This is a genomic window from Enterobacter cloacae complex sp. I1M (genome assembly GCF_014982425.1).
Classification (GTDB): domain Bacteria; phylum Pseudomonadota; class Gammaproteobacteria; order Enterobacterales; family Enterobacteriaceae; genus Enterobacter; species Enterobacter intestinihominis.
The window spans coordinates 167,870-181,684 of sequence record NZ_JADCLG010000023.1; the positions used below are offsets into that span (position 1 = coordinate 167,870).

Consider the following 13,815-nt stretch of genomic DNA (forward strand, 5'->3'; position numbering starts at 1 on the left):
CAGTTAGTAACGGATTTTCGGATCGATAACGGCATACAGCACATCGACAACGGCATTAAACAGAATGGTCAGCGCGCCCACGAGGATCGTCAGGCTCAGCACCAGCGAATAGTCTCGGTTAAGCGCCCCGTTAACAAACAACTGCCCGATGCCCGGCAGGCCATAAATGGTTTCAATCACCATTGAACCCGTAATAATGCCGACGAATGCAGGACCCATATAGGAGAGCACCGGTAACAGTGCAGGCTTGAGAGCGTGACGGAAAATAATCCGACGCATCGGCAACCCTTTCGCTCGGGCGGTACGGATAAAGTTCGAATGCAGGACTTCAATCATTGAACCACGCGTAATACGGGCGATACTGGCAATGTAGGCCAGAGATAATGCCACCATCGGCAATATCATGAACTTCAGCGCCCCGCCATTCCAGCCGCCCCCGGGCAGCCATTTAAGGGTTATCGCGAATATCATGACCAGCAACGGCGCGACAACGAAGCTGGGGATAACCACCCCGGTCATTGCGACCCCCATTACGGCGTAATCCCATCGGGTATTTTGTTTTAGTGCGGCGATAACGCCCGCAGTGACACCGAGAACAACGGCCAGGATAAATGCAGCAGCCCCTAATTTAGCCGATACCGGGAAGCTGGACGCCACCAGGTCGTTAACGGAATAGTCTTTATATTTGAATGACGGACCAAAATCACCGTGTGCAAGTTGCTTCAGATAGTTGAAGTACTGCGTGGTGATAGGATCGTTTAAATGGTATTTCGCTTCGATGTTGGCCATAACTTCTGGCGGAAGCGTGCGTTCACCGGTAAAAGGACTGCCCGGCGCAAGACGCATCATGAAGAAGGAAATTGTAATTAGAATAAATAACGTTGGAATCGCTTCAAGACAGCGACGCAGGATAAATTTCAACATTGCCCGTACCTTCTGGCGTGTGCCTGATGAATGTTACAAAATAGACACAGTGGGGCAAGCTCGCTCGCCCCACGTATTGCCATTAATGCTTGATAATATAAAGATTCTTAACGGAAATATTATCCAACGGGTCTTTACCGGTATAACCCCCTACCCATGGTTTCACCAGGCGGGCGTTAACGTAGTAGTAAACCGGAACGATCGCAGAGTCTTTATCGAGCTGTTGTTCTGATTTCGCGTACAGATCGGCGCGCTGGGCGTCATCTGCCACTTTCAGGGTATCGCCAATCAGCTTATCAAACGCCGGGCTCTTATAGTGTGCGGTATTGTTCGAACTGTCGCTGAGCATGGTGTTCAGGAATGAGGTCGGTTCGTTATAGTCCGCACACCATCCTGCACGTGCCACGTCAAAGGTTCCCTGATGGCGCGTATCGAGGAAGGTTTTCCATTCCTGATTTTCCAGCTTCACGTTCACGCCGAGATTTTTCTTCCAGATTGACGCGACGGCAATAGCCAGTTTTTTATGCAGATCGGAGGTGTTGTACAGCAGACTAAACGTCAGCGGCTTGTCGGCGGTATAGCCCGCTTCAGCCAGCAGCTTTTTCGCTTCTTCGTTACGTTTTTCCTGGGACCATTTGAACCATTCAGGTTCAACAAGCTTCATACCGTCGGTGTAAGGCGGGGTGTAGCTGTAAGCCGGCAGGTCGCCCTGATTCTTCACTTTATTCACGATAATGTCGCGATCCAGAGCCAGCTTCAGTGCGGTACGAACACGTACGTCGGTGAACGGTGCTTTCTGGTTGTTAATTTCATAATAGTAGGTGCACAGATACGGATCGACGTGAACTTCTTTCGGGATCTCTTTTTTCAGCTTCTGGAACAGTTCAATCGGCATGTTGTTATAGGTCATGTCGATTTCGCCGCTGCGGTAGCGGTTTACGTCCGTTACCTCAGAAGAGATTGGCAGGTAGGTGACCTGATTGATAACCGTCTTAGCATTATCCCAATACTGCGGGTTGCGCTCCAGCACCATACGCTCGTTAACGACCCAGTCCTTCAGCTTATATGCACCGTTGGTCACGATATTCGCAGGCTGCGTCCATTTTTCACCAAATTTTTCTACCGCGGATTTTGGTACCGGAGAAACGGACGGGTGAACCAGCAACTTATAGAAGTACGGAACAGGTTCGCTCAACGTCACTTCAAAAGTGTTGGCATCGATGGCTTTTACGCCCAGGTCGGTTACTGGCTTTTTACCCGTGATGATGTCATCAATATTGGCGATATGGCCATACTGGAGGTAACTCGCGTACGGGGAGGCGGTATTCGGATCCGCCAGACGCTGCCAGCTATAGACGAAATCTTCGGCGGTAACCGGCGTACCGTCAGACCATTTGGCATCTTTACGCAGATGGAAGGTCCAGACTTTAAAATCTTTGTTGTCCCATTTTTCCGCCACGCCCGGAGCCGGGTGGCCGTCTACGTCAGTCACCAGCAGACCTTCAAACAGATCGCGGTTAACGTTAGACTCTGGAACACCTTCAATTTTGTGCGGATCAAGAGACTGCACTTCCGCACCGTTATTACGTACCAGCGTTTGCTTCTCAGCCAGCTGAACACCAGCAGGAACGTCCGCAGCCATTGCAGCGTTGCCCGCGATTAGCGCAGTTAAAATCCCCGCCGCTACCAGACTTTTTTTTGTGATGATGGACATTGTGTTGATACTCCACTCATTATTATGACTGGCCTTCGCCAGTTGTGTAATCCCCTGTTGGGGCCTGTACAGCGCAGGAGTTTTTTTTGCTGCTGTCAGGTTCTTTTTTTACTTCTTGCTATCATCGACTTCATTATTACTGACCGCTCGTACGGCGATCTTGCGTCGATTCTTTACACCTCTCCCCTGTCAGTGAGGTGTGCTGGAAAGCTTAAGTGAGGTCTATATGAAAATAGTTCTCATCAACTTGTTTAATGCCGCAAAATATAAGGCCGGAAAGTACCAAATGGTGCCAACTCTCGCCAATACATTTTGCAAATTTGTTAAGCATTTCTCTTTTACGGAGTCAGGCGTAGCTATGCCGCCGACCACCTTTCACGCCAAAAACAAGTAAAACCCTTACAATACATTCAGTTGTAGAGTTCTCTCGTGACTGGTGCGATGACATGACAAATTCGGACGATTTTTCACGAAAATTTAACATCTGGTTATTATTTAGCACATTCGTCTGGGTCAGCGTCGAAATTACTAATATCATTTCGGTTATCTGTCAGCAAGCCCCAGAGTATCATGTGAGTAAAATAACAGAGCGTTTGAAGGATTTATGGGCAGAGAAGCAAACTGAAAATAAACAACCTCTTAAAAATCAACAAAAGAGGGTTATTAGTAGAACTTATTATGGCTGGTGCGTATTTCAACTTTATTTATATGATTTGCTGATATTCACGTAAAAAAACGGAGCCGCTGGCTCCGCTCTTTCAAACGAAAGTCAGTGTACTAATCCGGGGAAGATACTTTTTATACCGGTAACGATAAATTCGATGCCTAACGCCATTAACAACAGACCCATGATACGGGTAATCACGTTGATGCCCGTTTGTCCCAGCAAGCGAACCAGCCATGGCGCCATACGAAATACGCCCCAGCAGCAAAGTGCGAACAGGGCAATGGCGACAGAGAAGCCAATCAGGTGCATCAGGCTGTGATAGCGTGTTCCCCATACAATGGTAGAGCTGATTGCACCCGGGCCCGCCATCAGCGGCAGTGCCAGTGGCACCACGCCGATGCTCTCGCGGATAGCTGTCTCTGATTTTTCCTGCTTATTCTGTTTATCCTCCCCCAGCTTGCCGCTGATCATCGACATTGCAATCGTCACCACCAGGATCCCGCCTGCTATTCGGAACGAATCAATCGAGATGCCGAAGACCTGAAGAATGGCGTCCCCCAGATAAAGAGACGTAAGCAAGATAATCGCCACCGACAGGTTTGCCGTCAGGTTGGTTTTATTTCGCGCGGCAGCTGTCTGATAACTGGTCATACTGATGAAGACAGGGATAATCCCTACCGGGTTGACCAGGGCAAACAAGCCAATAAAAAACTTGAAATATGTAGGGAAATCAAAGAGCGTTTGAATCACATTAAGCTCCGCAATTGAGCATGGTCAGGGAGAGACAGCGTGTAATGATAAATCCGCGCTGAAGATACGCTTTTTAGCCGCACACTTCACCAGAAATCTGTTCTAAAACGTTATCAATTCATGATGTTAAACATTTGTATAATCAATGATAGCGCCACTTCCAATAGTTACTTAATTATTTAACACTGGAATAATTAGCACAAAATAACCCTGCTGAAAGGTATCAGCTTAGGACAAAATTGATCTTGATCATAATTTTCGTACTCAGAAGTGAGTAATCTTGGTTACGCCGCCAGGGAGATCACCTATCAAAAAGGTATGATGCTAAGGTAAGGCTCTTTTAGTAAATTAGTGAGCGGAAGCAGTGAGTAATCCTTTGTTTTACTGTGTGTTACGCAAGTGGGATCGGCTCTGACTATACTGTCAGACGTATCGAGCGCTGGTTTACTAAAAGAGTTTAAACATTATCAGGAGAGCATTATGGCTGTTACCAATATCGCTGAACTGAACGCCCTCGTCGAGCGCGTGAAAAAAGCCCAGCGTGAATATGCCAATTTCACCCAAGAACAGGTTGATAAAATCTTCCGCGCGGCCGCTCTGGCTGCTGCAGATGCTCGAATCCCTCTCGCTAAAATGGCCGTTGCCGAATCCGGTATGGGTATCGTTGAAGATAAAGTGATCAAAAACCACTTTGCTTCAGAGTATATCTACAACGCCTATAAAGATGAGAAAACCTGCGGTGTGCTGTCAGAAGACGACACTTTTGGCACCATCACTATCGCTGAACCCATCGGCATTATTTGCGGTATCGTTCCAACCACTAACCCAACCTCTACCGCCATCTTCAAATCTCTTATCAGTCTGAAAACACGTAATGCAATCATTTTCTCCCCGCATCCACGTGCGAAAGACGCCACCAACAAAGCAGCGGATATCGTGCTTCAGGCTGCCATTGCTGCGGGTGCGCCAAAAGATCTGATCGGTTGGATCGACCAACCTTCTGTTGAACTGTCCAATGCCCTGATGCATCACCCGGACATTAACCTAATCCTGGCGACCGGCGGTCCTGGTATGGTTAAAGCAGCATACAGCTCCGGTAAACCAGCCATCGGCGTAGGCGCAGGTAATACTCCTGTTGTGATCGACGAAACGGCAGATATCAAGCGTGCAGTTGCCTCTGTGCTGATGTCGAAAACCTTCGATAACGGCGTTATCTGTGCATCTGAACAGTCTGTTGTCGTGGTTGATTCGGTATACGACGCCGTTCGTGAACGTTTCGCCAGCCACGGCGGCTACCTGTTGCAAGGTAAAGAACTGAAAGCCGTTCAGGACGTGATTCTGAAAAATGGTGCACTGAACGCAGCTATCGTAGGTCAGCCAGCGTATAAAATCGCTGAACTCGCCGGCTTTAGCGTCCCTGCTTCCACCAAGATTCTGATTGGTGAAGTGAAAGTCGTTGATGAAAGTGAGCCGTTTGCTCACGAAAAACTGTCCCCGACACTGGCAATGTACCGTGCGAAAGATTTCGATGACGCGGTAGAAAAAGCAGAGAAGCTGGTGGCGATGGGCGGTATCGGCCACACCTCTTGCCTGTACACCGACCAGGATAACCAGCCAGAGCGTGTTGCTTACTTCGGTCAGAAGATGAAGACGGCACGTATCCTGATCAACACCCCTGCTTCTCAGGGTGGTATCGGTGACCTGTATAACTTCAAACTCGCACCTTCCCTGACTCTGGGTTGTGGTTCCTGGGGTGGTAACTCCATCTCTGAAAACGTTGGTCCAAAACACCTGATCAACAAGAAAACCGTTGCTAAGCGAGCTGAAAACATGTTGTGGCACAAACTTCCGAAATCTATCTACTTCCGCCGCGGCTCTCTGCCAATCGCGCTGGACGAAGTGATTACTGATGGCCACAAACGTGCGCTCATCGTGACTGACCGTTTCCTGTTCAACAATGGCTATGCAGACCAGATCACCTCTGTTCTGAAAGCGTCTGGCGTCGAAACTGAAGTCTTTTTTGAAGTTGAAGCTGACCCAACCCTGAGCGTTGTACGTAAAGGCGCTGAACTGGCTAACTCCTTCAAACCTGATGTGATCATCGCACTGGGTGGCGGTTCCCCAATGGACGCCGCGAAAATTATGTGGGTCATGTACGAGCATCCGGAAACCCACTTCGAAGAACTGGCGCTGCGCTTTATGGATATCCGTAAACGTATCTACAAGTTCCCGAAAATGGGCGTGAAAGCGAAAATGATCGCCGTCACCACCACTTCCGGTACCGGATCAGAAGTGACGCCATTTGCTGTTGTGACTGATGACGCAACGGGTCAGAAATATCCGCTGGCTGACTACGCACTGACGCCAGATATGGCTATCGTTGACGCCAACCTGGTCATGGAAATGCCGAAATCACTGTGTGCGTTCGGTGGTCTGGATGCGGTAACTCACGCCCTGGAAGCTTACGTTTCCGTACTGGCTTCTGAGTTCTCTGACGGTCAGGCTTTACAGGCACTGAAACTGCTGAAAGAAAACCTGCCAGCTTCTTACAACGAAGGTTCGAAAAACCCTGTAGCTCGTGAACGTGTACACAGTGCGGCAACCATCGCGGGCATTGCATTTGCTAACGCCTTCCTGGGTGTCTGTCACTCCATGGCGCACAAGCTGGGTTCACAGTTCCACATTCCTCACGGTCTGGCGAACGCCCTGTTGATCAGCAACGTTATCCGCTATAACGCCAACGACAACCCAACCAAGCAGACTGCATTCAGCCAGTACGACCGTCCGCAAGCTCGTCGTCGCTACGCTGAAATCGCAGACCACCTGGGTCTGAGCGCACCGGGCGACCGTACTGCAGCGAAGATCGAGAAACTGCTGGCATGGCTGGAAAGCCTGAAGGCTGAACTGGGTATTCCTAAATCTATCCGCGAAGCAGGCGTTCAGGAAGCTGACTTCCTCGCTCACGTAGATAAGCTGTCTGAAGATGCATTCGATGACCAGTGTACTGGTGCTAACCCGCGCTACCCACTGATTTCCGAACTGAAACAGATCCTGCTGGATACCTATTACGGTCGTAACTTCACTGAAATCGATGTCGCTGCCGTAAAAGTTGACATCCCCGCAGTTGTAAAGGCTGACAAGAAAGCGAAGAAAAATGCTTGATTGACAGTGTGAAAAAAAACCCGCCGCTGGCGGGTTTTTTTATATCTGAGGATCCGTAAGACATTTTTTTTATTTGCGATTGTCGCCCTGTAACGCCGTCAGCGAGCCTACAGCCAGCGCCTCTTTATAATGCTTGCGGCAGACCGAGACATAACGTTCATTGCCCCCTATCACCACCTGCTCGCCATCAGCATAAGGCTTACCCGACTGGTCCAGGCGAAGAACCATACTTGCCTTGCGGCCACAAAAGCAGATAGTTTTCAGCTCAACCAGCTTATCCGACCAGGCGAGCAGATACTGGCTACCGGCAAATAACTCACCGCGAAAGTCAGTGCGTAATCCATAGCAAAGAACGGGAATATCCAGCTCATCAACGACCTCTGAAAGCGCATGGACCTGCTCGCGGGTCAGGAACTGGCTTTCATCTACCAGCACGCAATGGACAGGCTTAGAGGCATGCTGGGCACGAATGTCCTCAAGCAGGTCCGTTTCAGGGTTAAACAGCCTTGCAGGCGACGAGAGCCCTATTCTTGAGCTTACCTTCCCTGCCCCAAAGCGATCGTCGATTTCGGCGGTATAAACAACGGTACGCATCCCCCGCTCCTGATAATTGTATGAGGATTGCAGTAACGCCGTCGATTTCCCTGCATTCATTGCCGAATAGTAGAAATAAAGTTGTGCCATTGGCCGAAGAACCCTAATCAATGTGTAATATTCCCGATGGATCATTGTACCATATTTTGTATTGTCATCAGCGGCGGGCTGCGTGCTCCAGGCTGTTCTGCACCAATAAACTCTTCGTTGATAGCGCAAAATAATGCGTTAAAACAGACAGTAAAGGCTTTTAGCACGGACAATAAGGCGAGCTCGACACCGGAGATAACACTTCTTTTTATAGTGGCTTCTGCAATCTTTAAAATTCACTATTTATTAACTATTCTTCTGTTCGCTGCGCTTAGCCGGAGTAATACGAAAGGCTGATATTTATCAACCGCAACTATAATTCCTGAGGTAAAAGTCACAAAACAAACATGCAAATGACGCGCTTTTGCCGTTTGAAACGATATCTCATCGCCCCAGCAAACAATGAAATTTAAGTTAGCGTAATTAATAATAGCGTCATTAATTTTGTATTTTTTGAATTCCTTACATTCCAACCTATTGCACAAGTGAAATTAACGCTCTATTATTAGGACAACAAACCCACCCCCATTATAAGTTTGAGATTACTACAATGAGCGAAGCACTTAAAATTCTGAACAACATCCGTACTCTTCGTGCGCAGGCAAGAGAATGTACCCTCGAAACGCTTGAAGAGATGCTCGAAAAATTAGAAGTTGTCGTTAACGAACGTCGTGAAGAAGAAAGCGCAGCAGCGGCTGAAATCGAAGAACGTACACGTAAACTGCAACAGTATCGCGAAATGCTGATTGCCGATGGTATCGATCCAAACGAATTGCTGAACAGCATGGCTGCGGCTAAAACCGGTACCAAAGCAAAACGCGCAGCACGTCCTGCTAAATATAGCTACATCGACGAGAACGGCGAAGAGAAAACCTGGACCGGCCAGGGTCGTACTCCTGCTGTAATCAAGAAAGCTATGGACGAACAAGGTAAACAACTGGATGACTTCCTGATCAAGGATTAATCTGGAAAGATTCTGAAAAATCCCGCTTAATGCGGGATTTTTTATGCCCATAATATTCCCCAAACATCTCCTTACATTCTGTCATATTGCCTGGCTCACTATTTAACGTCCTTGACAATCTCCAGCCAATTACGGATCGACAGGCATAAAAAAACCGGTGGGCATCGCCACACCGGTCTTGTTCACTGGTCCGTGAGTTTATTACTTAATACCCACGCTACCTTTGAGCCAGGCTTTAAATTCTTCACCCAGGCTGTTATGGCGAATGCCATATTCGACGAATGCCTGCATATAACCGAGCTTATTACCGCAGTCATGGCTCTTACCTTTCATATGGTAGGCTTCCACGGTCTCTTTCTCGATCAGCATATCGATAGCATCCGTCAGCTGGATTTCATCGCCCGCACCCGGAGGCGTTTTGGCCAGCAGCGCCCAGATTTCAGCACTCAGTACGTAACGGCCAACGACAGCAAGATTAGACGGCGCGACGTCCGCTTTAGGTTTTTCAACAACGCCAACCATTGGTACGCTTTCACCAGGTTGCAGGGCAACACCTTTGCAGTCAACCACACCGTAAGCAGTCACATCGTCGACTGGCTCAACCATAATCTGGCTGCTGCCGGTTTCGTCGAAGCGTTTAATCATTTCCGCCAGGTTTTCCTGGGAAAGATCGGACTCATACTCATCAAGGATCACGTCTGGCAGAATAACCGCGACCGGCTCATCACCCACTACCGGATGTGCACACAATACTGCGTGCCCCAGGCCCTTCGCCAGGCCCTGACGAACCTGCATAATGGTAACGTGTGGAGGGCAAATAGACTGCACTTCCTCCAGCAGCTGGCGCTTTACGCGTTTTTCCAGCATTGCTTCGAGTTCGAAACTGGTATCGAAATGGTTTTCGATAGAGTTTTTAGATGAATGCGTCACCAGTACAATTTCGGTGATACCTGCCGCAATACACTCATTCACGACATACTGGATTAATGGCTTATCAACCAGAGGCAGCATCTCTTTTGGGATTGCCTTCGTCGCTGGCAACATCCTGGTACCCAATCCCGCCACCGGGATAACGGCCTTTCTGACTTTCGAATTTAGGGCAGCCATTGAAATTCTCCTGAACTGTTCAAGTTTTGAACTTTTATGCATTGAATAACGCGTTGAGTATACAGTCTCAGCCACTAATACGGGTCTGAAAAGAACGCGTTGCCGATCAATTAAGACAAATACGCATGAAACTTGCAGCGATAGTAGCACTGTCAGCAAAAACACAGGTAAAGCAATCTGAAAAATAAAATCTGACTGCTTACTCCGTGGACAACATTAAGCGTAACCGCCCACCGGCACCCCAAATTTGGCACTGCCAGGAGGTGCAGCGATGGCTAATTTGATTAAGGTAAGTATTACCCAACGTTCCCAACGGCACACCGTTACTCACCTGTATATGGTGTTCGCCGGTATTCAGCGTGGCATTTAATCCAGCAGAGACCAGAATAAGGTTATTCAACCCGCTGTGATAATAGCCAACCAGAAGCGGGAACTGCCCCGGCAAATTGGCCTGGCGAAAAAGTTGGTTGACCTGTTTTAGTAAACTGCCTAACTCAGGAAGTCGTTGCCCCTGATGGGATAATTGTTCCTGTAGCAATCCATTAAACAGCGCACGGAGTAATAAGGCCGCCAGAACGCCGTTATCTCCCGCTCGGGTAACATCCAGGCAATAAAAAGCGAGGTCGGAATCTGATAGCGGCGCAATATCCAGCACCAGTCCAGGCTGGTCAGCCGCTACCAGCTGGCGATAATTTACTCTGCAATGAGAGATATTTTGCTGCACCGGCGGCTGAAGTTCCTGAAGCAGCTTCGCGGCCGCGAGCGGATTACTGACTAAAGCATCCCAGTCCTGGAAAAGACGTTCTTCTTCTTCCACCCGGGAATTAAACATATTGGGATACAGGCAGGCCAACACCGTTTCACGCAGTCGGTTTAAATCTTTAACCGGTTTGAGCAGGATATCCTGCACACCCAAACGCAACGCCTTAGCAATATCCGCCATATTTTCGGTTGCCGAGATCACCAGTATCGGTGTCTGATAACCTTCGTTACGCAGATTTTCCACCAGCATTAATCCGTCCATGCGCGGCATCTCGAGATCGCAGATCATCAGATCAGGCGCCATGCTGGCCATTTTTTCCAGTGCCTCGACGCCATCTTCGGCAAGGGACGTGGTTGCACCCAGTGAGGATAACCACGAATCCAGTAGCGATCGGAAAACGGGCTCGTCTTCTACTATCAAAATATGTTTTCCGGCCAATGGCTGTGTCATGGTTCCTCCCCTGGCTGACAGTTACTCAATAGTGGCATGCTATTGGTACTATCGCCTGTCAGATTTTGCTGAAGTAATCAAAAAAGTGCTTAACGTGCTGTACGCACAAAAGGCAACAGTTCATCTATTTTCTTTTCGACGGCTAACGAGCCCGCTGCTATGGCGGCCTCAGCCCGGTGGAAATCAAGGGTAGAGATTTGTGGACAATAGGGCTGAATAAGAATATCCGGAGGATCGCCAGCCATACGGTTTCGCTTCAGGCGATTCTCAAGAATTTGAATGGAGGTCGTCATGATTTCAATGGCGTTCGGCGCGGTCACCGTGCGACGGGCAGTCAGGCGCCCTATTCTGCCGCGTAAACGCGCATGCCAGGCAAGTTTCTCTTCTTCCGCATCATCGCTCTGAAGATTAACCGGCATCAAATCCTGCTGCATAAGGTGAGCGTCGTGCTGTAAATCCACTGCAATGACGATATCTGCCCCCATGGCGCGCGTCAGAGAGATGGGCACAGGATTCACCACACCGCCATCAACGAGCCAGTAGCCATTATGAGGCACAGGCGCCATTAACCCAGGCATGCTACAGGATGCGCGAACGGCGAGATGAATATCCCCTTCGGTGAGCCATAACTCCCTGCCCGTACTGAGGTTGGTTGCAACGGCGCCGAAAGGCATTTGGCAGTGGCTGAAGTCAGCGAGGGGCATTATCTTACGAAACTGATTGAATACGCGTTCGCCGCGCAGCAGGCCGCCACGCTGCCAGGAGAGATCCATCAGGCGCAGTACATCCCAGTAACTAAAGGAGCGCACCCAGCTTTCAAGCTGCGGGAGCTTACCGCAGGCGTACGCGGATCCGACCAGCGACCCGATAGAACATCCTGCGACAATATCAACGTCAATCCCCATCTGGTTTAAGGTATTGATAACGCCAATATGTGACCAACCCCGGGCTGCACCTGAGCCCAACGCCAGTCCAATTTTTACCTTTCTCATTAGCCCTGTTTTACTTCCCCTGGATTCCCGACATAGCGTCAACGCACCTGCTCAGTTAACATATTGCTACCTTAAGCGTTTAACGCCTTATTTTTTGTTCCAGGAAGAGAATCGTGTCTCAACTCTGCCCCTGTGGTAGCGCTCTGGAGTATAGCCTATGTTGCCAGCGATATCTTTCTGGCGAGCAGGTTGCACCAGACCCGTCACACCTTATGCGCTCGCGGTATACTGCTTTTGTGATCAAAAACGCAGACTACCTGATTAAAACCTGGCATCCGTCCTGTGATGCTGCCGATTTTCGGCAAGAGATTGAAGCCGGATTTGCCAACACCGTCTGGCTGGGCCTTACCGTCTTTGATGCCGCTCCCGGCCGCGATGCCAACGAGGGCTATGTCAGTTTTGTCGCCCGCTTTAGCGAACAAAACAAACCCGGCGCCATCATTGAACGCTCACGGTTCTTAAAGGACAGCGGGCAATGGTATTATATTGACGGCACACGTCCGCAATTCGGTCGTAACGATCCCTGCCCCTGTGGTTCAGGAAAAAAATTTAAAAAGTGTTGCGGCAGTAATGCCTGACAACTCAGATTTCGCAAATACATAAACAGGATTTCCCGGCGATGCAATCATTACAACGTAAAGTTCTGCGCACTATCTGTCCCGATCAAAAAGGACTGATCGCACGAATTACCAACATTTGCTACAAGCATGAACTGAATATCGTGCAGAACAACGAGTTCGTTGACCACCGTACCGGTCGCTTCTTTATGCGTACCGAGCTGGAAGGTATTTTCAACGACACAACCCTGCTTGCCGATCTGGACAGCGCCCTGCCGGAAGGCTCGGTGCGCGAGCTAAACCCGGCGGGTCGTCGCCGCATTGTCATTCTGGTCACCAAAGAGGCGCACTGCCTGGGCGATCTGCTGATGAAAGCCAACTACGGTGGCCTGGACGTCGAAATTGCCGCCGTCATTGGCAACCACGAGACGCTGCGTACGCTGGTTGAACGTTTCGACATTCCGTTTGAACTGGTCAGCCATGAAGGTCATACCCGCGAAGAGCACGACAACCTGATGGCTGCTGCGATTGAAGCGCATAACCCGGACTACGTGGTGCTGGCAAAATACATGCGCGTGCTGACGCCATCCTTCGTGGCGCGCTTCCCGAACAAAATTATCAACATCCACCACTCCTTCCTGCCAGCCTTTATTGGCGCGCGTCCGTACCACCAGGCGTACGAGCGTGGGGTGAAGATCATTGGCGCAACCGCGCACTACGTGAATGATAATCTGGACGAAGGCCCAATCATCATGCAGGACGTGATCCACGTGGATCACACCTACACGGCAGAAGATATGATGCGAGCTGGCCGTGACGTTGAGAAGAACGTACTGAGCCGTGCGCTTTATCAGGTACTTGCTCAGCGCGTCTTTGTGTACGGCAACAGAACGATTATTCTTTAATCCTTCGGAAAATGAATTGATTAGCTTTACGCCTTTACGGATAAAAAGCAGGCAAACAGCTTCATTTTCCTAAAGGAATGCTTTACAGGGGCGTCTCATTTGATATGATGCGCCCCGCTTCCAACAGGAAGCAGGCCAGTTAAAAGCATTACCCCGTGGTGGGGTTCCCGAGCGGC

11 protein-coding genes are annotated in these 13,815 nt (G+C 49.4%); 4 read left to right on the forward strand and 7 right to left on the reverse strand.

Annotated features, from left to right (window positions below):
* Positions 1-3: 3 nt before the first annotated feature.
* From oppB to INF86_RS15080, 3 genes are all read right to left on the reverse strand, one after another.
* Positions 4-924, reverse strand: coding sequence for an oligopeptide ABC transporter permease OppB (gene oppB, locus INF86_RS15070; protein ID WP_003856738.1), 921 nt, complete (start codon positions 922-924; stop codon positions 4-6).
* An 82-nt stretch (positions 925-1,006) separates the two neighbouring features.
* Positions 1,007-2,638: an oligopeptide ABC transporter substrate-binding protein OppA gene (gene oppA / locus INF86_RS15075; protein WP_023300277.1), complete on the reverse strand. Its 1,632-nt coding sequence runs from the start codon at positions 2,636-2,638 to the stop codon at positions 1,007-1,009.
* 769 nt (positions 2,639-3,407) lie between these two features.
* Positions 3,408-4,055, reverse strand: a complete 648-nt coding sequence (locus INF86_RS15080) for a YchE family NAAT transporter (protein ID WP_017384236.1) — start codon at positions 4,053-4,055, stop codon at positions 3,408-3,410.
* Positions 4,056-4,535: 480 nt separating this feature from the next.
* Here INF86_RS15080 and adhE point away from each other — a divergent pair, with 480 nt between their 5' ends.
* On the forward strand, positions 4,536-7,217 hold the full coding sequence (gene adhE, locus INF86_RS15085) for a bifunctional acetaldehyde-CoA/alcohol dehydrogenase (protein ID WP_193543674.1): 2,682 nt from the start codon (positions 4,536-4,538) through the stop codon (positions 7,215-7,217).
* A gap of 69 nt (positions 7,218-7,286) precedes the next feature.
* Here the strand turns inward: adhE and tdk are convergent, their stop codons facing one another.
* Positions 7,287-7,901, reverse strand: a complete 615-nt coding sequence (tdk, locus tag INF86_RS15090) for a thymidine kinase (RefSeq protein ID WP_032622434.1) — start codon at positions 7,899-7,901, stop codon at positions 7,287-7,289.
* 550 nt (positions 7,902-8,451) lie between these two features.
* Between tdk and hns the strand changes: the two genes are divergently transcribed.
* Positions 8,452-8,865 carry a histone-like nucleoid-structuring protein H-NS gene (hns, locus tag INF86_RS15095; RefSeq protein ID WP_003856724.1) on the forward strand — a complete coding sequence of 138 codons (414 nt, stop codon included), beginning with the start codon at positions 8,452-8,454 and terminating at the stop codon, positions 8,863-8,865.
* A 201-nt stretch (positions 8,866-9,066) separates the two neighbouring features.
* Here the strand turns inward: hns and galU are convergent, their stop codons facing one another.
* The 3 genes from galU to rssA form a co-directional block, all read right to left on the reverse strand.
* Positions 9,067-9,972, reverse strand: a complete 906-nt coding sequence (gene galU / locus INF86_RS15100) for a UTP--glucose-1-phosphate uridylyltransferase GalU (RefSeq protein ID WP_022648355.1) — start codon at positions 9,970-9,972, stop codon at positions 9,067-9,069.
* Positions 9,973-10,171: 199 nt separating this feature from the next.
* Positions 10,172-11,185, reverse strand: a complete 1,014-nt coding sequence (gene rssB, locus INF86_RS15105) for a two-component system response regulator RssB (RefSeq protein WP_003856721.1) — start codon at positions 11,183-11,185, stop codon at positions 10,172-10,174.
* A gap of 89 nt (positions 11,186-11,274) precedes the next feature.
* Positions 11,275-12,177, reverse strand: coding sequence for a patatin-like phospholipase RssA (gene rssA, locus INF86_RS15110; RefSeq protein WP_022648357.1), 903 nt, complete (start codon positions 12,175-12,177; stop codon positions 11,275-11,277).
* 113 nt (positions 12,178-12,290) lie between these two features.
* Between rssA and INF86_RS15115 the strand changes: the two genes are divergently transcribed.
* Both INF86_RS15115 and purU read left to right on the forward strand, forming a co-directional pair.
* Complete coding sequence (locus INF86_RS15115) at positions 12,291-12,755, forward strand: YchJ family protein (RefSeq protein ID WP_022648358.1); 465 nt, start codon at positions 12,291-12,293, stop codon at positions 12,753-12,755.
* A 41-nt stretch (positions 12,756-12,796) separates the two neighbouring features.
* Positions 12,797-13,639 carry a formyltetrahydrofolate deformylase gene (gene purU, locus INF86_RS15120; RefSeq protein WP_003856715.1) on the forward strand — a complete coding sequence of 281 codons (843 nt, stop codon included), beginning with the start codon at positions 12,797-12,799 and terminating at the stop codon, positions 13,637-13,639.
* Positions 13,640-13,815 lie beyond the last annotated feature (176 nt).

Excerpts from the sequence above, each read along its gene's own strand:
- tdk (WP_032622434.1), bottom strand. The coding sequence starts at position 7,901 with ATGGCACAACTTTATTTCTACTATTCGGCAATGAATGCAGGGAAATCG.
- rssB (WP_003856721.1), bottom strand. The coding sequence starts at position 11,185 with ATGACACAGCCATTGGCCGGAAAACATATTTTGATAGTAGAAGACGAG.
- rssA (WP_022648357.1), bottom strand. The coding sequence starts at position 12,177 with ATGAGAAAGGTAAAAATTGGACTGGCGTTGGGCTCAGGTGCAGCCCGG.
- hns (WP_003856724.1), top strand. The coding sequence starts at position 8,452 with ATGAGCGAAGCACTTAAAATTCTGAACAACATCCGTACTCTTCGTGCG.
- adhE (WP_193543674.1), top strand. The coding sequence starts at position 4,536 with ATGGCTGTTACCAATATCGCTGAACTGAACGCCCTCGTCGAGCGCGTG.
- purU (WP_003856715.1), top strand. The coding sequence starts at position 12,797 with ATGCAATCATTACAACGTAAAGTTCTGCGCACTATCTGTCCCGATCAA.
- galU (WP_022648355.1), bottom strand. The coding sequence starts at position 9,972 with ATGGCTGCCCTAAATTCGAAAGTCAGAAAGGCCGTTATCCCGGTGGCG.
- oppA (WP_023300277.1), bottom strand. The coding sequence starts at position 2,638 with ATGTCCATCATCACAAAAAAAAGTCTGGTAGCGGCGGGGATTTTAACT.
- oppB (WP_003856738.1), bottom strand. The coding sequence starts at position 924 with ATGTTGAAATTTATCCTGCGTCGCTGTCTTGAAGCGATTCCAACGTTA.